Raw genomic sequence first — 26,273 nt, forward strand, 5'->3', positions numbered from 1 at the left:
GCCTTTTAATAGACCTTGAAAGGAGGCCCAAATGCCCAACCCCATCTGGTTCAATCCCGGCCTGTGTCTGATCGGTGGTAGGTGGGTCAGCCCCCAGTTGCAGGCAGACATTTCGTTGATCAACCCGTCTGACGGGTCCGAGATTTGCCGGATTGCGCGCGGAGACGCGGCGGATATTGACGCCGCTGTGCAGGCCGCGCAATCCGCATTGGATGGCGATTGGGGGCGCAAATCAGCGTTGGAGCGGGGGCGCATCCTGACCCGACTGGGCCAATTGGTGCTGGAAAGAGTGGAAGATCTGGCGCAGATCGAGGCAATGGATGTGGGCAAACCACTAACGCAGGCGCGCGCCGATGCAGTCGCTTTGGCGCGGTATTGCGAGTTTTATGGTGGGGCCGCGGACAAGGTGATGGGCGATACCATCCCCTATCTGGATGGATACACCGTCTATACCCTGCGCGAGCCGCATGGGGTGACCGGCCATATCGTCCCGTGGAACTACCCGATGCAGATCATTGGCCGCTCGGTCGGGGCGGCGCTGGCAATGGGCAATGCCTGTGTATTGAAACCGGCGGAAGAGGCCTGTCTGACCGCGCTGGCCTTTGCCCATCTGGCGCAGGAGGCCGGCTTGCCTGCGGGCGCGTTGAACGTGGTGCCCGGACTGGGGGCCGAGGCCGGGGCGGCGCTGTCCGGACATCCCGGTGTCAACCACATCTCGTTTACCGGCTCGGTCGCGACGGGGGCGCTGGTTCAGCAAGCAGCAGGGCGCAATGTGGTGCCGGTGACGCTGGAACTGGGCGGGAAATCCCCGCAACTGGTGTTTGACGATGCCGATCTGGACGCCGCGCTGCCGTTTCTGGTGAATGCAGGCATTCAGAACGCGGGGCAGACCTGTTCTGCCTCGTCCCGCATTCTGGTGCAACGCGGCGTGTATGAGCAGGTCAAGGCCCGAATGGCGGCGGCCTATGCCGACCTGACCATTGGCCCGGCGCAAGAGGATTTACGGGTTGGTCCGCTGATCTCGACCCGGCAGAAAGAGATCGTGACCGGATTTCTGATCCAGGGCTCTGATCTGAGCATCGCGGGGCTGGGGCAGATCGTTGACCATGCCCCGGCCGAAGGTGCTTATGTGCGGCCGACGCTCTTTGCGGATGTTCCCCCGGACCACGTGCTGGCACGCGACGAGATTTTCGGCCCGGTGCAGGTTCTGATCCCCTTCGACACCGAGGAAGAAGCGGTTCGGATTGCCAACAACACCGATTACGGACTGGTCGCCAGCATCTGGACCCGCGATGGTGCACGGCAGATGCGGTTGGCGAAACGTCTGCGCTCGGGTCAGGTGTTCATCAACAACTACGGCGCCGGCGGAGGCGTCGAATTGCCGTTCGGTGGAGTGGGTAAGTCAGGCCATGGCCGCGAGAAAGGGTTCGAGGCCCTTTACGGGTTCTCGCAGCTAAAAACTGTGGCAGCACGCCATGGTTAGGGTCTAAACGATCACCTCGATCGGATCCTGAGCGCCGACGCCGAACACACGTTTGTAGCGTGCAATCTCGTCCTGCGGACCCATTGCCTTTTCCGGGTTGTCCGACAGCTTCACCGTCGGGCGGCCATTGGCCGACACTGCCTTGCAGACCAATGAGAACGGCGCCAGCGCGTCATCTGGCACCAGCCCGCGGAAATCATTGGTCAGCAAAGTGCCCCAACCAAAGGACACCTTGGTGCGGTGGGCAAACTGACTGTGCAATTCGCGGATCTTGTCCACGTCCAGCCCGTCGGAGAAGATCACCCGTTTCTGCCTCGGGTCTTCGCCACGAGATTTCCACCAGTTGATGGCAATCTCGGCCCCGGTCGCCGGATCGCCGCTGTCGACGCGGATACCGGTCCAGCCTGCCAGCCAATCGGGGGCACGGTCCAGAAATCCCTGCGTACCATAGGTGTCGGGCAGGATAATGCGCAGGTTGCCGTCATGTTCGTCGTGCCAGTCGCTGAGAACGTCGTAGGGGGCCTGTGCCAGCGCCTCATCGGTTTCGGCCAGCGCGGAATAGACCATGGGCAGTTCGTGTGCGTTGGTGCCAATGGCTTCGACCTCGCGCCGCATGGCGATCAGACAGTTCGAGGTGCCGGAAAACGCTGCGCCCAACCCCTCGATCATCGCCTGCACGCACCAGTCCTGCCACAAAAAGGAATGCCGCCTGCGGGTGCCGAAATCGGCGATGCCAAGCCCGTCAATTCCGCGCAGCTGTTCGATCTTTTCCCAAACACGTGTCATAGCGCGGGCATAGAGCACCTGGAGCTCGAACCGGCGCATGTCGTTCAGAACCGCGCGGGATCGCAGTTCCATCAGCACCGCCAAAGCCGGAATTTCCCACAGCATGACCTCGTGCCATTTTCCCTCGAAGGTCAGTTCGTACTGATCGCCCTTACGCTCAAGGTGGTAGGGCGGCAGGCGCATATTCTCGAACCACTCCATAAAGTCCGAGCGGAACATCTGCCGTTTGCCATAGAACATATTGCCGCGCAGCCAGGTGCTTTCGCCCCGGCTGAGGCTGAGCGAGCGGATGTGGTCCAGCTGTTCGCGCAACTCGCCTTCGTCGATCAGTTCAGCCAAAGGAATGTGATTCGACCGGTTGATCAGCGAAAAAGCCACATCTGTTTGGGGCTTATTTCGAAACACTGACTGGCACATCAGCAGTTTGTAGAAATCCGTGTCGATCAAAGACCGGACAATCGGGTCAATCTTCCATTTATGATTGTACACGCGTGTCGCAATATCGACCATGGGGAACTCCTGCGATTTCCGTTGTTAGATCAATAGGTGCGTGAATTGGCAAGAGTCGCTAGATTGAGGACAATGACAAGGTCAGAACACAAAACGAGCATATTGTGTGATCTTTTCGTTGGTTAGTGGAAGAAGGGGATGGAAGGGCAAGGTTAAGTCGGTGAATGGTTCTCGAGTACGACTTTGATATTGTAACGATTGACGCTGACGATACGAATTCCGGATCAGCGAAGACCGCAGCGCCCGGCGGCAGGGCGGCGCGAGCGTTCTTTCGCCGTGCCGAAACGGCAGCAGCTCTTCGGGCAACTTCTCCCAAAATCCGACTGGTCTTTGAAGAGGCCGGGTTTGGACTGGAATCCACCAACAGCAATCTTGCACATGGCTATTATCGTTTACAGGACACGGTTGAGCGGGATCGTATCCTTCACGCATTGTTTGCCAATATCAGGGCAGTGGGTGTTAAGGGCGAGTATTGTGGCGAATTCGATATCCGTCAGTTTCTGAACGACGTAAAATCAGCCCGGCCACAGGACGACGTGCCGCCCGAAAGTCAGAACAGGATAGAGAAGCCGCAACAATCGGGCGGGTCCACACCCAAACGGCGCTCGGTTCAGGGGCGCATCGGGTTAGCTCTTGCGTTGGCGGTGGTCGTGATTGCCGTGCTCAGATATCTGGCGGCTGCGGGAGCCACGCCTTAGGCCAAAGTGACGCCAGCCGCGCGCATCGCGGTTTTGGCAGAGGCCAGAGACCCGTCCAGATCGATGGCCCGGCAGGCTTCCATCCGGACGGTTACATCAAACCCTAGCCGTGCGGCGTCTACCGCAGAGAAATGGACACAGAAATCCGTCGCCAGACCGACAAGAGTCAGTGTGTCGATGCCGCGTGTTCTCAAATAGCCCTCCAGACCGGTTGGAGTGGTCTGATCGTTTTCGAAAAACGCTGAATAGCTGTCTATGGCGCTGCGAAACCCTTTGCGGAGGATCAGATCACCATCGCTGCGCAGATCGGCATGAAACGCAGCGCCTGACGTGCCCTGAACGCAATGATCCGGCCACAGTACCTGTGGACCATAGGGCATTTCGGTCATGTCATAGGGGGTTTTGCCCGCGTGCGAATTGGCGAATGAGGAATGGCCTGCCGGATGCCAATCCTGCGTCAGGATCACGGCTTCGAAATCATCCATCATCGCATTGATCGGGGCGACGATCTCATCCCCTCCGGGTACGGCCAGCGCACCGCCGGGGCAGAAGTCATTCTGGACGTCGATAACAAGCAGGGCGTGGGTCATCACGGTGTCTCCTTGGGGTTTTCTATCGGTACGGGGTGCGGGCGGAATCGTCAATCTTGCGCCGGGCTACAGCCTGATGCCTTGCGGCACTGACCCAGCAGGTTTAGATCACGCGCATGTACACAATCGCTGCCCTTTATCATTTCACCCGTTTCGCCGATCCTGCCGCGCTGCGCGAGCCTTTGCTGGCGCTGTGCTGCGCGCAATCGGTCAAAGGCACGCTTTTGCTGGCGCAAGAGGGGATCAACGGCACCATCGCGGGCCCGCGCGCCGGGATTGATGCTGTGCTGGCGCATATTCGTGCGCTGCCGGGCTGTACGGATCTGGACTGGAAAGAGGCCACCGCCGACCACCCTCCCTTTGGCAAGATGAAAGTGCGCCTGAAAAAAGAGATCGTGACAATGGGCCAGCCGGATATCGATCCGTGCGCCCGCGTCGGCAACTATGTGGAGCCCGAGGACTGGAATGACCTGATCCGCTCGGAAGACGTGGTGGTGATCGACACCCGCAACGACTACGAGGTGGCGATTGGCACGTTCGAGGGCGCAATAGACCCTGAAACGGCCAGTTTCCGCGAATTCCCGGCGTGGTGGGAGGAAAACAAGGACCGCTTTCACAATAAACGCGTGGCGATGTTCTGCACCGGCGGCATCCGCTGTGAGAAATCCACCAATTTCCTGCTGGGGCAGGGGGTCGAGGATGTCTATCACCTGAAGGGTGGTATATTGCGCTATCTTGAGGAGATGCCCGCCGAGGACAGCACCTGGCAGGGTGAATGTTTTGTGTTCGATAACCGCGTGTCCGTGGGGCATGGGCTGGTCGAAGGGCCACATAACCTGTGTCACGGCTGCCGCCGCCCGATCCTGCCCGAGGATATGAAGCGCCCCGAATACGAACATGGCGTGTCCTGCCATCAGTGTATCAACGAGACCTCTGAGGCCGACAAGATGCGGTTCCGCGAGCGGCAGAAACAGATCCAACTGGCGCGCCAGCGCGGTCAAGAGCATCTGGGCTCCGACTAACTCTCTGATAAACAAGGTTGCGGGCGCGCCCCGGAAAGCGGATCATCTTTCCGGACACACGATATCGGAGGCGTCATGCGTCGTGAACCAACAACCCTGGCAGAGTGGAAGTCGACTCTGGTCGCAGCTTTAGGGCTGATCGTGGCCAGTTTCCTGGCCTGGTATGGGTTGTCTCGTCTCAGCGAGGCGGCGGCCGGGGATACGATCGGCACGATCACATCGGTCGGGTTGGTGATCTGGATCGTTTCGCAGTCCTGGTATTACATGACGCAGGTAAAGTCTCCTCGCCGACTGGTATTCCTGATGGGGGTGTCCTTCATACAGGTGGTGCCCTTCCTGTTCGCCGCGGCCTATGGGGCTTTTGGGTATTATGACCTCTGTGTGATTGGTGCCAAAGGGCCGGCGGACGTGCTGTATTTCTCATACGTCACCTTCACTACGGTAGGATATGGCGACATGGCACCTGTCGGGTTGTGTCGCGCGCTGGCAGCGGCTGAGGCAGTCACGGGTTACGTATTGTTGGGGATGTTCGTAGCGGCAGCGGTCAGCATCTATTCCCGCAACCACCAACCGCATTGAACCTGTTTTCAGCCTATTTGTTCTGATCGATCCAGCGCGACATCATCTGTTTGTCCCGGAAGCACTCGGACGGGATCGGTCGGCGTTTTATACGCGAGATGCGCTCGGCAAAGGCGACCTGCTTGCCCGTAGGATAGCTGGCAAAGGGGGACGGATCGTGTGGCTTGTGTGCTGAAATCCAGTCTGACATCGACCGCCGGTCGCGTTGCGCCTCGACTGGAATGTCCAGCGCAGTCTGTTCCGCGATGGCGCGGGCATAGCGCATTTGCCGGTCGGTGACGGGTAAAAGGTGATAGTCGTTCGACGGGCCGCTCAGGGCGGAATTTTGCATGTTCCGGGTCATCGGGTGATCCTCCGACTGTGTAGAACATAAATAGAACATTAACCGTTCATTTCAAGATCTGACCATTTTGACTCGGCAAGATGCCGCCAGTTCCTGCTTTTATTGACTGATGAATCAATAAAAGCTAAATCCGTGCGTAACGCACTCTATTCCCTTCCCCCAAGGGAACATCCGAACAGAAAAGGACGCGGCATGAAGTTTCAGCCCAAGGCCAGCCATTTCATCAATGGCGAATATGTCGAAGACACCAATGGCGCCCCGATCGACGTCATCTACCCGGCCACCGGTGAGGTCATCGCGCGGCTGCATTCCGCGACGCCTGAGATCGTGAATCAGGCTCTAAACAGCGCAAAAGCCGCTCAGGCCGAGTGGGCCGCAATGTCGGGAACCGAGCGCGGCCGCGTTCTGCGTCGCGCCGCCGACATCATGCGCGCGCGCAATCACGAGCTGTCGGTTCTGGAAACCCACGACACCGGCAAACCCCTTCAGGAAACGCTGGTGGCCGATGCGACCAGCGGCGCGGACGCGCTGGAGTATTTCGGCGGTCTGGCGGCCTCACTGACCGGCGAGCACATCCCGCTGGGCGGTGGCGACTTCGTGTACACGATCCGCGAGGCGCTGGGCGTCTGCGTCGGCATCGGTGCGTGGAACTATCCGACCCAGATCGCCTGTTGGAAGGGCGCGCCTGCGCTGGCCTGCGGCAATACAATGATCTTCAAACCGTCGGAAACGACGCCTCTGTCCGCGCTGCAAGTGGCGGAAATCCTGATCGAGGCCGGGGCGCCCAAGGGCGTCTACAACGTCGTGCAAGGTTATGGCGACGTTGGCGCATCGCTGGTGACCGACCCGCGCGTGGCCAAGGTTTCGCTGACCGGGTCTGTGCCAACGGGCCGCAAGGTCTATGCCGCCGCGGCGGATGGTATGAAGCACGTGACGATGGAGCTGGGCGGCAAATCCCCGATGATCGTGTTCGACGACGCCGATATCGAAAACGCCGTCTCGGGCGCGATTCTGGGCAACTTCTATTCCTCGGGTCAGGTGTGCTCCAATGGCACCCGCGTGTTCGTTCAAAAAGGCATCAAAGAGGCGTTCCTTTCACGCCTGTCCGAACGTCTGGCAACCGCGAAAATCGGCGACCCGTTGGATGAAGAGGTCAACTTTGGCCCCATGGTCAGCGAAAACCAGATGAACATCGCGCTGGGTTATGTCGAGAAGGGCAAGGCCGAAGGCGCACGTCTGGTTTATGGAGGCGAACGGATCGACAGTGATGGCTTCTACATGCAGCCCACTGTCTTTGCCGATGTGACCGACGACATGACCATCGCGCGCGAAGAAATCTTTGGCCCCGTCATGTCGGTGCTGGATTTCGACACCGAAGGAGAGGTCATGGCCCGTGCCAATGACACCGAATTCGGCCTGGCCGCAGGCGTCTTTACCAACGACCTGACCCGCGCCCACCGCATCGTGGCCGGGTTCGAGGCGGGCACCTGCTATATCAACACCTACAACCTCGCCCCGGTTGAGGCGCCGTTCGGCGGGTCCAAAATGTCGGGCGTCGGGCGTGAGAACTCGAAACTGGCAATAAACCACTTCAGCGAGATGAAGACGGTTTACGTCTCGATGAACGATGTCGAGGCACCCTACTGATCAAAACCGGCGAGCTGCGCTCTGTTCCCGACATTTCGCGTCGGGAACAGAGCATAAGCTGTTCCTGACCTGTGGCTGAATTTCCAACAAGCGCTTAGTCCGCAAGCAGGAGGTCAGCCCATGAAAACCCACGCTCAGGCCGTTGTGATCGGAGGCGGCCTTGTCGGTTGCTCGATCCTATACCATCTGGCCAAGCTCGGCTGGACCGACGTGGTTCTGCTGGAACGTGATGAGCTGACCTCGGGCTCGACCTGGCATGCGGCGGCCAATATCCACGGTTTGCACGACAACAACAACATCACGCGCATCCAGCATTATACGATGAACCTGTATAAAGAGCTGGAGAAGGAAACCGGGCAGGGTTGTGGCGTGTTCCAGTCCGGTTCACTCTATCTGGCGCAGACCGAGGATCGCGAACACCAGCTGCGCCTGCAAGAGGCCAAGGCGCAGTTCTACGGTCTGAATTTCTATGAGGTCAGCCGTGAGCAGGCGATGGAATTGCACCCGCTGGCGCAGTTCGACGACATCCGCTGCATCATGTTCGAACCCGATGGCGGCAATGTCGATCCTTCGGGTGTGACCCACGCATATGCCGCCGGTGCGCGGGCAATGGGGGCAACGATTGAGCGGTTTTGTCCTGTAATAGGGACTGAACATCAACCCGATGGCTCGTGGCTTGTGCGCACCGAAAAGGGCGATATCCACACGCAATGGGTGGTCAATGCCGGGGGCCTGTGGGGGCGTGAGGTTGCGGCGATGGCCGGGATCGAACTGCCATTGCAACCGACCGAACACCAGTATTTTGTTACCGAAGCAATTGATGAGGTCGCCAATCTGGGCCGGCGTCTGCCCTCGATCGCCGACCGGGATGGCGAATATTACTTCAGGCAGGAAGGCAACGGTCTGCTGATCGGCGCCTATGAGAAGGACATGCGTTTCTGGGCGGAAAACGGCACGCCGCTGGACTTCGCTCATGACCTGTTCCCCGACGATCTGGATCGCATCATGGAGAACGTCATCCGCGCCACCGAACGCGTGCCGGTGGCTGCGACCGCTGGTGTCAAGCGGGTGATTAACGGGCCGATGATCTGGTCTCCGGATTCCAACGCGATCTGGGGACCGGTGCCGGAGTTGAAAAACTACTTCTGCTGCACCGGTATCATCCCCGGCTTTTCGCAATCGGGCGGTCTCGGGCTGTTGTCAGCGCAATGGATGATCGAGGGCGAGCCGCAATACGATATGTTTGCCTGGGATCTGGCGCGGTTCGGCGACTGGGCCGACAAGGCTTTCACCAAGGCGCGGGTCGAAGACGTCTATACCCACCGCTTCGCCATCCACTTTCCGAACGAAGAACGCAGTGCCGGTCGACCGGCCCGCGTGCGCCCGGCCTACAAGATGCAAAAAGACATGGGCTGCGTCTTTGGTCTGAACTGCGGCTGGGAGCATCCGCTGTGGTTCGCCGAACAGCCCGGCGCGGTGGAAACTAACGGTTTCACCCGTCAGAACTGGTGGGAACCGGTGGGGCGCGAGGTGCAGATGTTGCGCGATCATGTGGGCGTCATCGATATCTCGAACTTCGCCAACTACGAGATCAAGGGGCCGGGGGCTTACTATTGGCTGGACCGCCTGGTCGCCAACCGGGTGCCGACCGAGGTTGGGCGGTCCTGCCTGACTCCGCTGATTTCAGTTCGCGGGGGGGTGGCCGGTGATTTTACCATCACCAAGGTTGCAGATGACGAATACATGATGATCGGCTCGGGCATGGCCGAGCGCTATCATCAGCGCTTCTTCAACATGGTCGATCTGCCGGAGGGCACCACTGTCGAAGTCGTCACCAACCGCATTGCAGGCTTCAACGTGGCCGGGCCAAAGGCGCGTGATCTGTTGCAGCGACTGACAAATGCGGACCTGAGCAACGAGGGCTTCCGGTTTATGCGATCCCGTACGATCGAAGTCGCCGGGGTCACCTGTTTGGCCATCCGCGTCAGCTTTACCGGCGATCTAGGATGGGAATTGCACTGCGCTGAATCCGATCAAATTAGACTCTATTCCGCGCTTTTGGAGGCTGCAAAGACGTTGAACGGCGGCCCCGTAGGCGGCCGCGCGCTGGGATCGCTGCGCATCGAAAAGGGTTACGGGTCTTGGGGTCGCGAGTATTCTCAGGAATACTGGCCGCAAGAGGTCGGGCTGGCAGGACTGATCAAGCTGGACAAGGAGTTCCTGCACAAGGAAGCCTATCTGGCCATCAAGGACAATCCGCCGCGCGAAGTACTGTCGATCTTCGAGGTTGACGCCGATCTGGCTGATGCCTCAGGTGGTGAGCCGGTCTTTACCCCCGACGGCATCCCCGTTGGCCGCGTGACCTCGGGTGCATTCGGCTATTTTGTGGATAAGTCCTTGGCCATCGGATATGCAGACCCCAAGGTGGCTGGTCCGGGCGATACGGTCGAGATTTTCATCCTCGGCAAGCCGCACAGGGCCAGAATCCTTGCGGAGCCGCCCTTCGACCACAAAGGATACAGGTTGCGCGACATCCAACCGGTGATGGAGACGGCCTCGTGACCGATACCTTCACGCGCGTTGCCGATTTTATCCTTAACCGCCCGGCCGACCAGATGCCTGATAGCGCCAAAGAGGCGGCGGCGCTGATGATGCTGGACACGATGGGTATCCTGATCGCGTCGGGCCCGATGGAGGCCGGGGTGATCGCGCGCGACACGGCGGCGCTGCTTTATGCCAGTTCCGATCCGGCCTTTAGCGCGCGGATGATGTTCGATGGTCGCCCGGTCAGCTTGGCAGGAGCAGCCTATGCAGCCGCAACCCAGACCGACAATCTTGACGGGCATGACGGGTACAACCCCACCAAAGGGCATATCGGGGTTGTGGTTTTGCCTGCATTGATCGCCCTGGCCGAACATCGCCACGACCTGACCGGACCCGAAGCTTTGGCCGTCGTCATCACCGGCTATGAAATTGCCGGTCGCGCCGGGTTGTCGTTGCACGCTTCGGTCAGCGACTACCACACCTCGGGCGCTTGGAACGCGCTAGGCGTTGTGGCGATGGTCGCCCGGTTGCGCGGTTTTACACCCGAACAGATGCGGCAGGCGTTGGGGATTGCCGAATACCACGGCCCACGCAGCCAGATGATGCGCGAGATAGCCAATCCAACGATGTTGCATGACGGTTCGGGCTGGGGCGCTCTGGTTGGCATGTCCGCCGCCATTCTGGCCGAGCGCGGATTTACCGGGGCGCCCGCCATCACAATCGAAGCCGAGGCCGCCGCCCCCCATTGGGCTGATCTGGGACAGTTCTGGCAAATCGAGCATCAATATGTGAAACCCTATCCCATCTGCCGCTGGGCGCATGCGGCGATTGATGGCGTCCGGGCGGTGATGCGGGACAACAGCCTGTCCTCCGGTCAGATTCAATCCATTCAGATCAACAGTTTCCATCAGGCGGCCTGCCTATATGCCGGGATGCCGGGCACGACGTCCCAGGCTCAGTATTCTCTGCCCTTTGCCGTAGCTGTGCAGGCCATTCACGGACGGATCGGTGTAGAACACATATCCGGAACTGGTCTGACTGATCCGGAAGTGGCGGATTTGATGGCGCGCATCCAAGTGACAGAGAACAAGCGCCACAACGCCCGTTTCCCCGAAGGTCGCTGGGCGGATGTCAGCATCACAACCACCGACGGGCGGGTTTGGAAATCCGGAGACATTAACGCCCGTGGCGGTCCCGAGGCACCGATCAGCCGGGATGAGGTTATCGCCAAATATATGGAATTCGCGGCCCCGGTTATCGGAGCGTCGCGCGCCGAGGCGATCCGCAAGGTCATTCTGGGCTGGGTCGCCCCGAACTCCCAATATTCCGAATTGTCACCATATATTTTTGGTCCCTGACGCTTGCCTTTCCGACCAAAGATCCGTGTGGCACATGTCCTGATGCCTATTTCTTTCCGTGTTAGAGCCTGTGTCACTCTTCCTTCAAAGTCGCGAAGAGATCGGTAATCCTCTGTCGAGTTTCCGCGCTGTCCTGCAATAGTGCCTCCGCATCGGCCAATGGTTTTTCTGGAATACGTGCCGGTAAGGCTAAAAGGCCCCGAGTTGTATTCGCAACTCGACTGAACCTCGTCCCGCTATCCCGCTCTGCCTCCTCCGTCAGATCGGCCAGCCAGAACAACCGGTTCGCTTCATCCGTGTGACCCGAGGCGCGCATCAACTCGCCAGCCGCCGCGAAATCACCCGCAGCTTGCAGGGCAGCGGCCCGCAGTGAAACAGCCGCTTCGGTGGAATCTTCGGCCAGTTCCAGCATTGCCTGATGCGGGCGCCGGGCCAGCAGTGCCGCCTTCGCCCGCAACCGGGCCCGTTCCCCACGCTTGAGCCTGTCCTGAGGACGTTTCGCCAGGGCCTGCGCCTGTCGGGCGAAACCCAGCCTGGCCAGCCGGTCCGCAACGACGATTGCCGCATTGGTTGTCAGCTCCTTTATCTGGACGTGCGACAGGCTCAGGGCGCGACGCAGAAAGGTTGCATCGTCGGCCCGTTCAGTCAGCACAAACACCACGCGGTTGAGCGTTTCTGTGGAGGCGTCACCCTCTGTCAGTTCTGCCACCACGTCCAGCGCCGCGTCGAATTCTTGTCCCAGGCTCAGGGCAACCGCGTGCGTTTGTTGCATCATCGGACCGATATCTGATCGGCGAAACTCGACCGTATAGGACTCCGCCAGATCCAGCTCTTGCGGTGAAACTGCGCCGCGTTCCAGCCAGCGTTTGTCGACCAGCCGAGCCAGCGCAAACGGGGCTTCAAGCGTGGCGTCCGGGGCCGCAAGCACTTCGGTCAGCAAGGCTTTGGCCCGGGGGGTATCCTGCTCGGCCGCTGCGACTTTTGCCTTTACCTGCGTGGTGTCGGCGCTGGTCCGAGTCTCAACACGGTCCACCGAGCGCAAGACGCGCCGGGCGGCTTCCAATTTCTGCCCGTCCACCAGAATGTCCGACAGCATCGGTCCGACAAAGCGGCGCAGGTGATCCGGGAGCTGCGCAAAGGTCTGCTCGATTGCCGCCAGATTTGCGTCTTCGTGCAGGTTGCCCTCGGTCAGAGCCGCCCACATGGCGGCATCGCTGGCACAACGCTGAAGCCCGGCAAAAGGATTCGTTTCATTCAGCGGCCTATTGTCCAGAACGCGGGCAATGGTGGCGATACGTTTGGTTTCCAATGACTGCTCGCCCAGCAATTCCAGCGCCCTGATGGCTTCAGAACCGAACCCGGAATAGGCAAATAACTTGGCCAGTTTCAGCGCGCGGGTCTCGTCGACGGTATCGAATTCCTGAAACAGATCCGCCCTCAGCTGCGCAGCTTGTTCGGCAAACGGGCGTTCATCGGACCAGTCGTCAAAGGCAAGCTCGGCGCTGGGCACGCAGGGGGGGCGACGTTCCAGCTGTGGCACATCCGGACCCAAAAGCCCGTTCAGATCGCCCAGAATTGAGGTCACCTGAACGTTCAGTTCCACATCAGATGGCATGAGCAGACTTTGGTTGCCAATAGAGGCCCGTGGCCCCACAGGAGCAATGGTCAGATCGACAATGCCGCGGTCAGCACCCTGCAAAAGACGCGCTGCAAGCTGGTCTTCGAAGCCGCTCGCGTTCAGGTTCAACAAAGGCAATTCCAACGCAGAAATAGTCTGATCCCGAACTGGTGTCTTGCCGTCCTCGGGTGCCTTGGGCAGGGTCAGGGTTGGAATGTCGCTGGTAGGCGGCGGCAGGTAGGTACCCGGCGCGATGTCCACCACAATCATCGTGTTTTTGAACAGAAAGGCCGAAGCAACACAGTCACAGCCAAACTCCAGCTCAAGGGGGGCACCGGGTTCAGCCTGTGAAAGGGCAGCCAGGCGGTTCTGGGTCAGGCGTTGAAACACCGCGCCTGTCTGAAACGCCACATCCTCCAGCGCAACGTTTAGGCGCGCGCCGTTCTTCGTCTGCTTCAAGACCCAGTCGGTGTTTTGCGGAACCTGGACAACCAGTCTGGTATACCCGTCATGTTCGCCCGAGCGCACGGTCACATCCCGCGCGGTGGCGCCGGTGGCTGCTGCCATCAGCGCGGAAACAATCAGCACAATCCGGGTCATGCGGCTGCCTGCTTGAGTTCTTTCAGCGCTTCTTCAAGCTCGGTGAAGTCCGGGCGGTTATGGGTCGGTGTGTTCTGACGCCCGACCTCGATACACATGGCGGCATTGTGGTTGTGCAGGTTGGCGACCAGAACCTCTTTGATCAATTGGTAGAAATGGTTGTCCTCCTCCACTACTGCTTTCAGCTTGCCCGCGAAGGGGCCGACCAGACCATAGGCCAGAAACACGCCCAGAAAGGTCCCCACCAGCGCACCGCCGATCAGTTTGCCTAATACCTCAGGCGGTTGGTCGATCGAGCCCATCGTCTTGATCACCCCCAGAACCGCTGCCACGATGCCCAGGGCGGGCAGGCCATCGGCAACCGTCTGCAGGGCGTGGCTGGAATGCATGGCGTGGTGAAAATTTGCCTCCATCCGCTTTTCCAGCACTTCTTCCACCTGATGCGGGTCGTCGTAATTCATTGATGCGGACCGCATCGTGTCGCAGATCAGATCAACCGCTTCTTTGTCGGCTTGAATCTTGGGATAGGTCAAAAACAGCGTCGAGTTATCTGGGTCTTCGATATGTTGTTCAACCTCGACCGGGTTGGCCTTGGCGATGCGGATCAGCGAAAACAGCAGGCACAGCAGGTCGCGATAATCCTCGGGCTTCCATTTTGGGCCTTTGAACACTTTTCCCATGTCCTTGACCGTGTGTTTGACGGCGCTCATGTCGTTGCTGATCATAAAGGCCCCAACAGCCGCGCCGCCGATCATCATCATCTCAAACGGCAGCGACTTCATGATGATGGCCATCTTGCCGCCCGCAGCCAGATAGCCGCCGAACACCATGGCGAAAATGACGACAATTCCGATTAATCCGATCATGGGTGGTCTCCAGCAAAGTCCTGTGCGGGTTGAAATGCTATTCCTGCGGCGCCGCGGCGTTACGGCCAGCTATGATGACGCTGATTGTATAAGCGGCTTCAGGGCTCAGCCCGGCCAGAACGCCCGCCGCCGCGTCCGGCGGCATCCGTGACAGAAAGCCGGCGGCAAAACTCGGATCCATCGTCTCAAACAGGGCGGCGGCGTCTTTCGGTTTCATGTTCTGATAAACATCCGTCAGGCGCGTCAGGTCGGTCTCGGCGGCCTTTTCGGCGATGGAGAGCGTTTCGCGCAGGGCTTCTTCGGCCTCTTGCAGCGCAACCAGGCGGGTCTCGATCGCCTGATCGGCAATGGCCAGCGCCTTTTCCTTGTTCAGGACTGCTGCCTCGCGCTGTTCCAGCGCCTCTTCCCGGCGCAGCAATTCAGTCAGCAAAACCTGCGCCCCCGGCAACTCGGCCCGCGCCTGCTTGGCTTCGGGCATTGACGGCTCGACGCCTTTCGCCAGCGCGGGACCAGCCTCCAACCCAATGCGAATCGCGGCGGATCCGATCATCAGCAACGAGATGACTGCCAGCACGCCGCTCTTTGGGCGTCTTTCGGTTGGCTTGCGGGTCATGTCGCGACCTCATCCCGGGAACGGTCGTGTCGGAAGAACATCAAGCCATCGGGCCGCTTGGCAGGAGTTGTGGCAGGTGTTTCGGTTTCCTGCTCTGCAGGCTGATCGCCCGCCTCAACTATGTCTTCCGGCTGTGCAGGCTCTTCGCTCAACTCAGTAGTGTCTTCCGGTTCTGCCGCAACTGCTTCAGCATCCGTATCGGGTTTTGCGCTTGTTTCCTCCGGAGGGGTGACAGATTCCTTTTCCGCTTGATTTGCGGCCTTGTCCTCGGGCGGAACGACGTCATGCATCGATGCCATCATCAGCTCGAGGCGCTGGGCAACCGATTCGGCCCGCTGCGTCAGCTCTTTCAGAACCTCACCGGACTGGTCCGACGCCTCACGCGCCGTACCAAGCGACTTTTTCAGCTCATCGGCCTGAGTCGACAGGACAGCAACTGCACCGCCAACGCCCTTTTCCAGATCGGTAAACCGCTTGAGCCGCCGGGACAGTACAAAACAATAAAGACCCGCACCCAGCGCGCCGGCGACCAGCAAAATATCTGCAATCAGCTCCAATTTCGCCTCCTAGTTCAATACGAATTCCATCACGAGGACATCGCGCACGCGTCCCTCGCCGACGACAATTTCAATGCGCCGCAACAGATGTCCGCGGATGCGGATCAGGGCCAGCGAATCCTCAAGATCCGACACTTCGACCGCGCGCAGATAGCCGTTCAGGATGTCCATGATTCGCGGTTTCATCTTCTCGACATCGGCGGCGTATTCGCCGTTCACCTCAAGCTGAGCGTGAAACTTCAGGTGCCGCGAATCGCCTGCGTTCACCGAAACGATGACCGGCGGCAGATCGATGAAACCCACCTGTGGCAACGCCTTGACCGGTTTGCCCTTATCCATTTCCTTGGCCTCTTTCACCGTGGGTTTGCCGCCGAAAGGCAGCATTCCGGACGTGGTCAGGAAATACCCGCCTGCCGCCCCGGCCACGGCCAGAATCACTCCGATAAGAAGACCTTTTTTACCGGATTTTTCAGGTACTTCTGCCTGTTCTGCAGTCGCGTCAGTCATGACGTCCTCATTTGTCCGTTCTGCAATTGTCATAACCCGGCAGGGACTAACCGATTGTTAAGGGCAATCGTCCAAACAGGAGGTGAGCCGGGCAGAATGTCGGCGAGTCGGAGGTGAGCGTGCAGCAGATCGGAACTGTCTGGGCAAGTTTGGACAGGCGTAAGCAAATCATCGTTGCCGGTGCGGTTGTGCTGGTGTTTCTTGGGGTCCTTGCGATGTCACGTCTGGTGACGGCGCCATCGATGACCTTGCTCTATGCGGGGTTGGAAAGTGGCGCCGCAGGGGATATCGTCCACTCGCTGGAACAGCGCGGGGTTCCGTATGAAATTCGCGGCGGCTCGATCTATGTGCCCGGGTCGCAGCGGGATGAGCTGCGCATGACTCTGGCCAGCGAGGGCCTGCCAGCGAATGGCAATCAGGGATATGAACTGCTGGATTCGCTCAGCGGCTTTGGTACCACGTCGCAGATGTTCGATGCAGCCTATTGGCGGGCAAAAGAAGGTGAGCTGGCCCGGACCATAGTCGGCAGCCCCCATGTCAGCCAGGCGCGCGTTCATATTGCCAACGGGTCGACCAACCCGTTCCAGCGCAGCGTGGCGCCGACGGCCTCGGTTTATCTGGTGCCGTCGGGTGCCCAGGTAACTTCCGACCAGGCCAAGGCAATCCGGTTTCTGGTGGCTTCTGCGGTCAGCGGCTTGGTGCCCGAGAATGTCACCGTTGTCGATTCGAACGGAGCGGTGATCGGGGCACAGGAGACAGCCGTGGCCACTGATACAGCAGATGACAAGGCAAGACAGCTGCGTGAACGGGTGATGCGGTTGGTTGAGGCACGCGTTGGTGCCGGGAATGCGGTGGTTGAGGTCAGTGTCGATACGGTGACCAAGACCGAGTCCATTCGAGAACGCCGCTTTGATCCCAATGGCCGTGTCGCCATCAGCACCGATATCGAGGAGCGGTCCGACAGTGCCCGCAACCAGTCTGCTGATGTAACCGTGGCGTCGAACTTGCCGGATGGGGACGGTGCCGGAGGCGACGAATCGAACTCCAACGCAACGCAGACCCGTGAACGGGTGAATTACGAGGTCTCTGAGACCGAGTTGGAGGTGCACAATGCGCCGGGTGCAATCAAGCGACTGACCGTGGCGGTTCTGGTCAATGGCACGCGAAGCGTCGATGCCGCTGGGATCGAGAACTTTGAGCCGATGCCCGAGGCCGAGATGGACGCGTTGAAAGAGCTGGTGGCTTCGGCCGTAGGGTTCGACGAGGCGCGCGGGGATGTCATTACCCTGAAATCGCTGGACCTGCCGCTGGTTGAGCCGCAGGGCACGATGGCCTCGGCCTCGATCTGGCAAAAGGTGCATTTCGACGTGATGTCGGTGATACAGATGGCGGTTCTGGCGATTGTCTCGCTGGTGCTCGGCCTGTTCGTGATCCGTCCGATCCTGACGAATCCGGCGATGGCACCCGCGCTGCTGCCTGCAGGGACCACTCCTGAGCCCGAGGCCTATCTGACCGGTGAAATTTCAACCGACGAGAACGGTCAATTCACCTCGCTGCCGGGCCAGATACCTGCTGGCGACGTTCCGGCGTTGGCCGCTCAGCAGGGCACTGATCCGGTGGACCGTTTGCGCGCGATGATTGGCGACAAACAGGAAGAAACTGTCGAGATCCTGCGCAGCTGGCTTGAAGAAGGGGAGGAGCGTGTCTGATGTCGATTGCCCATCTTCTTGAGGATTTCACCCTGCAGGCCGGTGGTGGCAAACTGCACCTTCTGGACGAGGACGCGCTGGAAGAACAAAGGCTGGCCGCGTTTGAACAAGGCTACAGCGCCGGTTGGGAAGACGCGGTTCAGGCGCAGGAACAGAGCCGGGGGCAGGTTTCGGCCGAACTTGCCAAATCGCTTGAGGATATGTCCTTCACCTATCACGAGGCCGCTACCCGGATGACCCTGTCGCTGGAGCCGATGTTTCAAAGCCTTGTACAGGTTGTTCTGCCCGAAACCTTGGATCGCGGCTTTGCCGCGCGGCTGGTGGAACAGCTGGCGGACATGGCGCGCGAACAGGTCGGTCAGCCGATGCAGATTTTAGTGCCCACAGGTTGCGGGACAGAGGTTGAGGCCCTGTTACCGCAGGATCTGTCGTCGCCCACCCGCGTGATTGAGGACCCGTCATTGGAGCCCGGGCAAGCCCGATTGCAGGTCGGCACCTCTCAACGCGAAGTGGATTGCAGCGGTCTGCTGGCCTCGGTCGCCGGGGCATTCGACGCATATGTATTTGAGGCAAAAGAGGCAGTGAACGATGAGTGAGTCCCAGACCCCGAAACCCGAGAAAGCCAACCCGTTCGAAGCCGTTCCGATCGAGGTCACAGTCTCGGTCGGGCGCGCGCGGCCCTTGATCCGCGACCTGTTGAACATGGGTGAGAATGCCGTGCTGACGCTGGACAAGCGGATCGAGGACCCGGTTGACCTCTATGTCGGCGATCAACTGGTCGCCCGTGGCCTGCTGGAAGAGATGGAGGGCGATCAGGCCGGGCAATTGGCGGTGCGCCTGATCGAGATCGCGGACTTGCAAAACGGAATCGGTTGATGCGGGTTCTGCTTTGGCTGGTTGTCGCGCTTGCGACCCTGTCCCCATCCTTGGCTGTGGCACAGGAGTTGTCGCTGTCACTGGGCGAAGGCGGCTCGATCTCGGCGCGGACCATCCAGTTGATCCTGTTGATCACGGTGCTCAGTCTCGCGCCGGGGTTGGCGATCATGATCACCTGCTTTCCGTTTCTGATCACGGTTCTGGCGATCCTGCGACAGGGCATTGGGTTACAGCAATCACCGCCCAACATGCTGATTGTCAGCCTGGCGGTGTTCCTGACTTATTTCATCATGGAGCCGGTGTTTACCGAGGCGTGGACCACTGGCATCGGGCCCATGGTCGAAGAAACGATGGAGGTTGAGCCGGCGCTTGAAATTGCAATCCAGCCGTTCCGCGCTTTCATGGCTGCGCGGCTGGACCCCGATACGTTTTTTTCCATGGCGGCCCTGCGCCCCGGTGGCGACGCCATCGCGCTGTCACCCGAGGCACCGCTGTCGATCCTGATGCCGTCCTTCATGTTGTCCGAGGTTGCCCGCGCCTTTCAGATTGGATTTCTGATCTTCCTGCCTTTTTTGATCATTGATCTTGTGGTGGCGGCGGTCCTGATGTCGATGGGGATGATGATGGTGCCACCCGCGACCGTATCGCTGCCGTTCAAACTGGCGTTTTTCGTCATCGCGGATGGCTGGTCGCTGATCGCCGGAGCACTGGTGCGCAGTTACATGACCTAGAGCGGTCATTGCCGGGTGATCTGCAGCCGCGCACGCAGGCCCTGATCCCCGGTCTCGAATCTGAGAGAGCCGCCATGCTGTTCGGCAATCGTAGCCACGATGGTCAGGCCAAGGCCGAACCCGTCCGAGGACCCGATATTGGACCCGCGGCGAAACGGGGCCATCAGCGCCTCGATATCTGAAACGGAGAGATCGGCCCCCTTGTCCTCGACTGTGATGGTGGCTGTGCGGGCATCTGTTTCCAGTTGCACCTCCGCATGGCGGCCATATTTCAGAGCGTTGTCGATCAGGTTGGTCAATGCGCGTTTCAGCGAGATCGGCCGCCCCATGACCAGCATCCGTCGCGTTTCCGGCAGCGACCCGCGCCCGCGTCGCGACATGAAAAGCGACGGTGCACCCTCGACGGCGACTGGGGCAGTTTTCCTCAATGACACCGGCAGGTTCATGTCCTGGTAGTCGGCAACCAGAGACTCGACCAGCGCGGTCAGTGAAATCTGACGCGGTTCTTCAACGCTTAGTTCTGATCGGGTGTACGTCAGCACGCTTTCGATCATGCCGGTCATCTGGTCTACATCCGCCTCTAGCTTTTCGCGCAGTTCGTCATCGGGGATCAGTGCTGCCCGCAGGCGAACCCGGGTGGCGGGCGTGCCCAGATCGTGACTGACGCCAGATAGAACGGTGGCGCGCTTTTCCAGCTGCGCCCGCTCGGCGTCCAGATGGTCGTTGACCGCCGAAACGATCTCGCGCAGTTCCGCCGGACCATCGGCGTCATAGCTGTTCGGTCCACCCAGGCGCTTGCGATCGCGCAGAGCGCCTGCAAACCGGGTGAAGGTATCCGAGACATTGCCGACCGAAGTCAGGATGACCGCCAGCGCAACGACCGCAGCCAGAATGGCAGGCAGGCGCAAGTCGGCGGGGGCGGCCTTGCAGCCCCAGACATCGGTACCATCCACCTGCCGCCAGTCATTGCGTCCGAACCGGGCGATCAGGATAGGTTCGCTGCAATAGGTGGCCAGCAGGCGGGTCAGGTTGCCCATCTTCTCGGCCCCGGTCTGATCAATGCGTGAGAGGATATCTGAGACCGGATAGACCAGCCGATCCGACATCACCGCCAGCGTCAATTCGCGGCCGGCCAAAGGGGTATTATTATCGGTCAGGAGCGAAAGGTTGGTGACAAAGCTGCGGTCCGACAGGCCGGGCAATTGCTCGAACTGGCCTGCATCGGCCAGTTGCGCCGCTTCGGGCGACAAGGCTGTAACCGTGACTCCGGGCGGAGGAGTTATTCCGACTCGTAACTCTTCGTAGACGGCAAAGCCTGAAACATAGGCGCGGGTCAGAAACTCATCCCAGGCGCGGGCCGAGGAAAACCACAACCCTGCGGACAACAAGCCCGAGGCAAAAGCCGCCCCGGTCCATATCCAGCCCAGGCTGCGCAGGCGCGGCGCGCGCGCTGTCATGCCTCCTCTTCCACCGACACTTCGGCGGCGAAAACATAGCCGACGCCGCGTTCGGTCCGCAGCAATTGCGGGTCTTTCGGGTTGGTCTCGATCTTTGACCGCAACCGCCCGACCAACACGTCGATGGCGCGGCCCTGCGCCTCGGGTTTGTCCGCACTGCCGGTGACGTCCAGCGCAGCGGCGATCTCATCCCGGGTCAGGGGGATATGCGGGTTGGCCAACAGGACTTTGAGCAGCGCGGTTTCCCGTTGCGACAGGGGCACCAGATAGCCCTCGGGCGAATGCACCTCATCCCGCTTGCCGTCGTAAGTCCAGTCATTGAAGCGAAAGCTTTGCGTGCGGCGGCGATAGGCCAGTGAGGGCGTGCGGCGCGCGCGCTGCATCACAGCGCGAACCCGCGCCAGCAACAGCTGCGGATTGAACGGTTTGGCGATATAGTCATCGGCGCCGACCTCATATCCTGCCATCCGCTGATGATCAGCCGATAGGGCCGAGACCAGAATAATCGGCACATCCTGCTCGGCCCGCAGGCGAGCGCAGATCTCGACCCCGTTCTCATCTCCCAGCATCACATCCAGCAGGATCAGGTCGATCCGGCCTGCGGTCAGGTGCGATCGGATTTCGTTTTCCGAACTGGCAGGCAGGGCAATGAACCCGTTCTTTTGCAGGAACTGAGTCATCATCGACCGCATCTCGGGGTCGTCATCCACCACCAAAAGTCGCGGAATGCTCACGCGGCTTGTCCTCCCAATTTCTGCTCCTCCGACACCATGCATTGTAACGAACGGAAACAGATTCAATGTCAACGTAACACGCTGTAACAAAAGCGGTGAAAATTTGGGCGGTGGGGGAGGTTTAGCGCGGATTCTGCGTTGCCAGACGATGACAGGCTCTCAGTATGGCGGGCATCGCTGTTTCGGCAGCCACAAAGTTCTCAGGGAGGAGACACTAAAATGAATCGTTTTGCATTTGCCACCGTATCGACACTGGCCATCGCGGCCGCGTCGTCCGTTGTGGCCGAGCCACAGGCGGAAGTTCTGCATTGGTGGACGTCGGGTGGTGAGGCCAAGTCGGTGGCCGTATTGCAGGAAGAGTTCGCCTCGAACGGCGGCACCTGGACCGACATGCCGGTTGCTGGTGGTGCAGGGGATGCGGCGATGACCGCGCTGCGCGCACGGGTTTTGTCCGGAAACCCGCCAACTGCCGTGCAGTTGAAAGGCCCCGCGATTCAGGAATGGTATGAAGAGGGCGTTCTGGCCGATATCTCGTCCGTGGCCGAAGCCGAAGGCTGGGCCGATGTGCTGCCTGCGTCGATCGCGGGTCACATGATGTGTGAAGGCACATGGTGCGCAGCTCCTGTGAACGTGCACCGAGTGGACTGGATCTGGGCCAACGCGGATGTCCTGGCGGCCAATGGCATTGAAATGCCGACCACCTGGGACGAATTCAATGCAGCTGCCGTCAAGCTGATGGATGCCGGAGTGATCCCGCTGGCCCATGGCGGTCAGTCCTGGCAGGACGCCACCGTGTTCGAAGCGGTGGTGCTGGGTCTCGGCGGGCCCGAATTCTATCAGAAAGCACTGGTCGATCTGGATCCCGAAGCGCTGACATCGGACACCATGGTGCAGGTCTTTGATCAGATGCGCACGCTGCGCGGTTACGTGGACGAAAACTTCTCGGGCCGCGACTGGAACCTTGCCACCGCCATGGTGATGAATGGCGAGGCCGCGTTCCAGATCATGGGCGACTGGGCCAAAGGTGAGTTTCTGGCAGCAGGTAAGAAACCCGGCGAAGATTTCCTGTGCGCCTCGACCCCCGGCGACGGCTATCTGTACAACGTCGACAGCTTTGCCATGTTCAACGTGGAAGGCGACGACAATCGTGCCGGTCAGGACCTTCTGGCCAAGCTGATAGTGGGACCAAGTTTTCAGAAGGTGTTCAACCTGAACAAAGGGTCTATCCCAGCGCGGACCGACGTGGCGCTGGATGACTTTGACATTTGCGCCAACCTGTCGGCAGAAGACATGGGGTCGACCTCGGCCGCGGGCTCGCTGCTGCCGTCCTATGCCCATGGCATGGCGCTGCGCGGTGCGCAGGCCGGAGCGATTACGGATGTTGTGACCGCGCATTTCAACTCGGATATGTCCTCGGCTGACGCGGTTCAGCAACTGTCGGACGCAGTGGCAAACAGCTACTGATCCGAACCGGTTCTGCCCCTATACTGCGGGGCGGAACCTCTTTTCTCCCGGAGGAAAAAATGTCCGAATGGCTGGAAAACCACCTGCCCAAGGTGGTGCTGGCACCGTCGTTCATCGCCGTATTGATCTTTGTCTACGGCTTTATCGGATGGACGGCCTGGGTGTCACTGACCCGATCGAAACTATTGCCGAAATACGAGATCAAGGGATTCATCCAGTATGAACGCCTGTTCGACTCGCCCCGCTGGGATACGGCAATCAACAACCTGTATATCTTTGGCGCGCTGTTCATCGTGATCGCGATGGTATTGGGCCTGTTGCTGGCCATCCTGCTGGATCAGAAAATCCGCGTCGAAGGGGCAATCCGCACCATTTACCTGTATCCCATGGCGCTGTCGATGATCGTAACCGGCACTGCTTGGAAGTGGATTTTGAACCCCGGACTGGGCATCGAATCCATGGTGCAGGGCTGGGGCTTTACAAACTTTGAATTCGACTGGCTGGTGAACCCCGATTACGCCATCTACACCATTGTGATGGCCGCGATCTGGCAAAGCTCGGGCTTCGTCATGGCGCTGTTCCTCGCCGGGCTTCGTTCAGTGGACGGAGAGATCATCAAGGCCGCGCAGGTCGATGGCATCCCCACATGGCGCATCTACACGGCGATCATCATCCCCTCGATGGCGCCGATCTTCCTGTCTGCCTTCATCGTGCTGGCGCACCTTGCAATCAAAAGCTTTGACCTTGTCATCGCCCTGACGGGTGGCGGACCGGGCTACGCAACCGATCTGCCAGCCACTTACATGTATGCCATGGCGTTTTCGCGCGGCGACATTGGTCAAGCGGCCTCGTCCGCGATGATCATGATGCTGGTCGTCTTCGCCATCGTGGTTCCCTATCTTTACTCAGAGCTGAGGGCGAAAAATGACTGATTTGTCGATGCCCCATACCGAAACCCGCACCCATAGCGCCACCGGCAAGATTGCCCTGCGTTGGCTGCTTTACGTCCTGCTGGGCCTGTTCGCGCTGTATTACCTGATGCCGCTCTTTGTGATGCTGACCACATCTCTGAAAAGCCTCGAGGAGATCCGCACCGGCAGCCTGATTTCGCTACCCCGCGAAGTGAGCTTTGACGCCTGGAAAACCGCCTGGTCCAGCGCTTGCACCGGTATCCAATGTGAAGGCCTGCGGCCTTACTTCTGGAACTCGGTCCTGATCGCAGTGCCTGCGGTGGCGATCTCAACCCTGCTGGGCGCACTGAATGGCTATGTCGTGGCGCAGTGGCGGTTCAAAGGGGCCAATATCATCTTCTCGCTGATGCTGTTTGGCTGCTTTATCCCGTTCCAAGTCGTGCTGCTACCTATGGCACGTCTGCTGGGCATGATGGGGATTGCCGGGACCATTCCGGGCCTGATCTTTGTCCATGTGATCTACGGGCTGGGTTTCACCACGCTGTTCTTCCGCAACTACTATGTCACCATCCCGGCCGAGCTGACCAAGGCCGCCCGCGTTGATGGTGCCGGGTTCCTGCGGATTTTCTGGTCGATCTTCCTGCCGCTGTCGCTGCCCATCATCGTGGTGACCGTGATCTGGCAGTTCACTCAGATCTGGAACGACTTCCTGTTCGGTGTGTCGTTCAGCCAGGCGGGCACGCAGCCCGTGACCGTGGCGCTCAACAACATCGTAAACTCCACCACCGGCGTCAAAGAATACAATGTCGACATGGCCGCCGCGATTATCGCGGGTCTGCCGACGCTGCTCGTCTATGTCGTTGCCGGTAAGTATTTCATCCGCGGCCTGACCGCTGGCTCTGTGAAGGGATAAGACCCATGGCACCCATCCTTGATATCAACAAACTTTACAAGAACTACGGTGCGACCGAGATTCTGAAGGACATCAACATCTCGATCGAACCGGGCGATTTCCTGGTCCTGGTCGGCCCCTCGGGTTGCGGCAAATCCACCCTGTTGAACTGCATCGCGGGGCTGGAGGAGGTCACCGGGGGCACGCTGTCCATTGGTGGAAATGACATGACCCATGTCAGCCCCAAGGACCGCGACATCGCGATGGTGTTCCAGTCCTATGCGCTCTATCCGACCATGTCGGTGGCCAAGAACATCACCTTTGGCATGAAGGTCCGCGGCGTCGATCAGGCCACGCAAGACGCGAAACTGAAGGAGGTCGCCTCACTGCTGCAGATCGAACCGCTGCTGAACCGCCGCCCCAGCCAATTGTCGGGTGGTCAGCGTCAGCGTGTGGCGATGGGCCGGGCGCTGGTGCGCGATCCCAAGCTGTTCCTGTTCGATGAGCCGCTGTCGAACCTCGACGCCAAGCTGCGGGTCGAGATGCGGACCGAGATCAAGAAGCTGCATCAGACACTGGATGCGTCCATCGTCTATGTGACCCACGACCAGATCGAGGCGATGACGCTGGCGACCAAGATCGTGGTTCTGAAAGGCGGAGTCGTGCAGCAGATCGGCACTCCGGCCGAGATCTACAACAACCCGGCCAACCTGTTTGTCGCCGATTTCATGGGCTCACCCGCGATGAACCTGATACCGGCGCAGGCAACCAAGAATGGCTCGGGCACAGAGGTCGCCATCGCGCGTGATACGGGCGAGACTCTGGTGCTTAAAGATACGCGTGATCTGTCGTTGCCCAAGGACGTGATTCTTGGTCTGCGCCCTGAAGATATTGCCGAGGCCGGGTTCCGCGCCGGGGCTGGCGTGCAAGAGGCTGAATGCCTGGTCGATATGGTCGAACCAGCCGGGGCCGACACCTATGTGGTCTCGGAACTGGGCGGCAAGCAGGTCACCGCGCGTCTGCACGCGGAAACCAGCGCGCAGGCAGGCAAGATGCTGAACCTCGCCTTTGACATGAGCAAAGTGTCCTACTTTGCCAAGGAAACCGGCGAGCGCCTAAACTAACAAAAAAAGCGCCGCGCGAACCCGATCGCGCGGCGCTTTTTCAAACTGCAAACC

The 26,273-nt window shown here is 59.8% G+C and carries 25 protein-coding genes; 15 read left to right on the top strand and 10 right to left on the bottom strand.

Translation table 11 applies throughout. From position 1 onward, the window contains the following. Positions 1 to 31: 31 nt before the first annotated feature. On the top strand, positions 32 to 1,483 hold the full coding sequence (locus ACR1XY_RS09080; protein WP_480592364.1) for an aldehyde dehydrogenase family protein: 1,452 nt from the start codon (positions 32 to 34) through the stop codon (positions 1,481 to 1,483). A 3-nt stretch (positions 1,484 to 1,486) separates the two neighbouring features. Here ACR1XY_RS09080 and pncB read toward each other — a convergent pair whose 3' ends face one another. Beyond that, entirely contained in the window at positions 1,487 to 2,779 is a 1,293-nt protein-coding gene (gene pncB / locus ACR1XY_RS09085) for a nicotinate phosphoribosyltransferase (RefSeq protein ID WP_480592366.1), read from the bottom strand. A gap of 164 nt (positions 2,780 to 2,943) precedes the next feature. Here pncB and ACR1XY_RS09090 point away from each other — a divergent pair, with 164 nt between their 5' ends. Beyond that, entirely contained in the window at positions 2,944 to 3,477 is a 534-nt protein-coding gene (locus ACR1XY_RS09090) for a hypothetical protein (RefSeq protein ID WP_480592368.1), read from the top strand. On the opposite strand, the gene pncA is transcribed toward ACR1XY_RS09090, so the two are convergent. Then, the gene (gene pncA / locus ACR1XY_RS09095; RefSeq protein WP_480592370.1) at positions 3,474 to 4,067 is read right to left on the bottom strand and encodes a bifunctional nicotinamidase/pyrazinamidase; all 594 of its coding nucleotides are present in this window, start codon (positions 4,065 to 4,067) and stop codon (positions 3,474 to 3,476) included. The two genes, ACR1XY_RS09090 and pncA, sit on opposite strands and share 4 nt — an antisense overlap. A gap of 116 nt (positions 4,068 to 4,183) precedes the next feature. Here pncA and trhO point away from each other — a divergent pair, with 116 nt between their 5' ends. Beyond that, a complete protein-coding gene (gene trhO, locus ACR1XY_RS09100) occupies positions 4,184 to 5,089 on the top strand; it encodes an oxygen-dependent tRNA uridine(34) hydroxylase TrhO (RefSeq protein ID WP_480592372.1) in 906 nt (301 codons plus the stop codon). Positions 5,090 to 5,164: 75 nt separating this feature from the next. After that, positions 5,165 to 5,668, top strand: coding sequence for a potassium channel family protein (locus ACR1XY_RS09105; RefSeq protein WP_480592374.1), 504 nt, complete (start codon positions 5,165 to 5,167; stop codon positions 5,666 to 5,668). Positions 5,669 to 5,681: 13 nt separating this feature from the next. Here the strand turns inward: ACR1XY_RS09105 and ACR1XY_RS09110 are convergent, their stop codons facing one another. Further along, positions 5,682 to 6,011 carry a hypothetical protein gene (locus ACR1XY_RS09110; RefSeq protein ID WP_480592376.1) on the bottom strand — a complete coding sequence of 110 codons (330 nt, stop codon included), beginning with the start codon at positions 6,009 to 6,011 and terminating at the stop codon, positions 5,682 to 5,684. 192 nt (positions 6,012 to 6,203) lie between these two features. Between ACR1XY_RS09110 and betB the strand changes: the two genes are divergently transcribed. The 3 genes from betB (at position 6,204) to ACR1XY_RS09125 (ending at position 11,560) form a co-directional block, all read left to right on the top strand. Then, positions 6,204 to 7,658, top strand: coding sequence for a betaine-aldehyde dehydrogenase (gene betB / locus ACR1XY_RS09115; protein ID WP_480592378.1), 1,455 nt, complete (start codon positions 6,204 to 6,206; stop codon positions 7,656 to 7,658). Between the two features lie 120 nt (positions 7,659 to 7,778). Beyond that, positions 7,779 to 10,220 (top strand): GcvT family protein, encoded by a 2,442-nt coding sequence (locus ACR1XY_RS09120; protein ID WP_480592379.1) that lies wholly within the window; start codon positions 7,779 to 7,781, stop codon positions 10,218 to 10,220. Next, positions 10,217 to 11,560 carry an MmgE/PrpD family protein gene (locus tag ACR1XY_RS09125; RefSeq protein ID WP_480592381.1) on the top strand — a complete coding sequence of 448 codons (1,344 nt, stop codon included), beginning with the start codon at positions 10,217 to 10,219 and terminating at the stop codon, positions 11,558 to 11,560. The genes ACR1XY_RS09120 and ACR1XY_RS09125 overlap by 4 nt, the downstream gene beginning before the upstream one ends. Positions 11,561 to 11,633: 73 nt before the next feature. On the opposite strand, the gene ACR1XY_RS09130 is transcribed toward ACR1XY_RS09125, so the two are convergent. Genes ACR1XY_RS09130 through ACR1XY_RS09150 form a run of 5 tightly spaced genes read right to left on the bottom strand, consistent with a single transcriptional unit; the run spans position 11,634 to position 16,321 of the window. Next, complete coding sequence (locus ACR1XY_RS09130; protein ID WP_480592383.1) at positions 11,634 to 13,778, bottom strand: hypothetical protein; 2,145 nt, start codon at positions 13,776 to 13,778, stop codon at positions 11,634 to 11,636. Beyond that, on the bottom strand, positions 13,775 to 14,644 hold the full coding sequence (motA, locus tag ACR1XY_RS09135; RefSeq protein ID WP_480592385.1) for a flagellar motor stator protein MotA: 870 nt from the start codon (positions 14,642 to 14,644) through the stop codon (positions 13,775 to 13,777). Before motA ends, ACR1XY_RS09130 begins: the two co-directional genes overlap by 4 nt. Before the next feature lie 37 nt (positions 14,645 to 14,681). After that, a complete protein-coding gene (locus ACR1XY_RS09140; protein ID WP_480592387.1) occupies positions 14,682 to 15,257 on the bottom strand; it encodes a MotE family protein in 576 nt (191 codons plus the stop codon). Then, a complete protein-coding gene (locus tag ACR1XY_RS09145; RefSeq protein ID WP_480592389.1) occupies positions 15,254 to 15,814 on the bottom strand; it encodes a hypothetical protein in 561 nt (186 codons plus the stop codon). Before ACR1XY_RS09145 ends, ACR1XY_RS09140 begins: the two co-directional genes overlap by 4 nt. A gap of 9 nt (positions 15,815 to 15,823) precedes the next feature. Continuing rightward, a complete protein-coding gene (locus ACR1XY_RS09150; protein WP_480592391.1) occupies positions 15,824 to 16,321 on the bottom strand; it encodes a flagellar basal body-associated FliL family protein in 498 nt (165 codons plus the stop codon). Positions 16,322 to 16,440: 119 nt separating this feature from the next. Between ACR1XY_RS09150 and fliF the strand changes: the two genes are divergently transcribed. From fliF to fliP, 4 genes are read left to right on the top strand one after another with little or no spacing between them, the layout of a single operon-like run. Continuing rightward, positions 16,441 to 18,030 carry a flagellar basal-body MS-ring/collar protein FliF gene (fliF, locus tag ACR1XY_RS09155; RefSeq protein ID WP_480592393.1) on the top strand — a complete coding sequence of 530 codons (1,590 nt, stop codon included), beginning with the start codon at positions 16,441 to 16,443 and terminating at the stop codon, positions 18,028 to 18,030. After that, positions 18,030 to 18,626 (top strand): FliH/SctL family protein, encoded by a 597-nt coding sequence (locus tag ACR1XY_RS09160; protein WP_480592395.1) that lies wholly within the window; start codon positions 18,030 to 18,032, stop codon positions 18,624 to 18,626. Before fliF ends, ACR1XY_RS09160 begins: the two co-directional genes overlap by 1 nt. Beyond that, entirely contained in the window at positions 18,619 to 18,906 is a 288-nt protein-coding gene (locus ACR1XY_RS09165; RefSeq protein WP_480592397.1) for a FliM/FliN family flagellar motor switch protein, read from the top strand. Before ACR1XY_RS09160 ends, ACR1XY_RS09165 begins: the two co-directional genes overlap by 8 nt. After that, on the top strand, positions 18,906 to 19,637 hold the full coding sequence (gene fliP, locus ACR1XY_RS09170) for a flagellar type III secretion system pore protein FliP (protein WP_480592399.1): 732 nt from the start codon (positions 18,906 to 18,908) through the stop codon (positions 19,635 to 19,637). The genes ACR1XY_RS09165 and fliP overlap by 1 nt, the downstream gene beginning before the upstream one ends. 5 nt (positions 19,638 to 19,642) lie before the next feature. On the opposite strand, the gene ACR1XY_RS09175 is transcribed toward fliP, so the two are convergent. Both ACR1XY_RS09175 and ACR1XY_RS09180 read right to left on the bottom strand, forming a co-directional pair. After that, positions 19,643 to 21,094 carry a sensor histidine kinase gene (locus ACR1XY_RS09175; protein ID WP_480592401.1) on the bottom strand — a complete coding sequence of 484 codons (1,452 nt, stop codon included), beginning with the start codon at positions 21,092 to 21,094 and terminating at the stop codon, positions 19,643 to 19,645. Further along, entirely contained in the window at positions 21,091 to 21,828 is a 738-nt protein-coding gene (locus ACR1XY_RS09180; protein WP_480592403.1) for a response regulator transcription factor, read from the bottom strand. Before ACR1XY_RS09180 ends, ACR1XY_RS09175 begins: the two co-directional genes overlap by 4 nt. Positions 21,829 to 22,047: 219 nt before the next feature. Between ACR1XY_RS09180 and ACR1XY_RS09185 the strand changes: the two genes are divergently transcribed. The 4 genes from ACR1XY_RS09185 to ACR1XY_RS09200 are packed head-to-tail and all read left to right on the top strand — an operon-like array spanning position 22,048 to position 26,219. Then, complete coding sequence (locus tag ACR1XY_RS09185; RefSeq protein ID WP_480592405.1) at positions 22,048 to 23,292, top strand: ABC transporter substrate-binding protein; 1,245 nt, start codon at positions 22,048 to 22,050, stop codon at positions 23,290 to 23,292. A 59-nt stretch (positions 23,293 to 23,351) separates the two neighbouring features. Beyond that, entirely contained in the window at positions 23,352 to 24,224 is an 873-nt protein-coding gene (locus tag ACR1XY_RS09190) for a carbohydrate ABC transporter permease (protein WP_170387762.1), read from the top strand. Next, positions 24,217 to 25,116, top strand: coding sequence for a carbohydrate ABC transporter permease (locus ACR1XY_RS09195; protein ID WP_480592406.1), 900 nt, complete (start codon positions 24,217 to 24,219; stop codon positions 25,114 to 25,116). Before ACR1XY_RS09190 ends, ACR1XY_RS09195 begins: the two co-directional genes overlap by 8 nt. 5 nt (positions 25,117 to 25,121) lie before the next feature. Continuing rightward, entirely contained in the window at positions 25,122 to 26,219 is a 1,098-nt protein-coding gene (locus ACR1XY_RS09200; RefSeq protein ID WP_480592408.1) for an ABC transporter ATP-binding protein, read from the top strand. The last annotated feature ends 54 nt before the right edge of the window (positions 26,220 to 26,273 follow it).

Source organism: Ruegeria sp. AD11(2025), assembly GCF_056542405.1.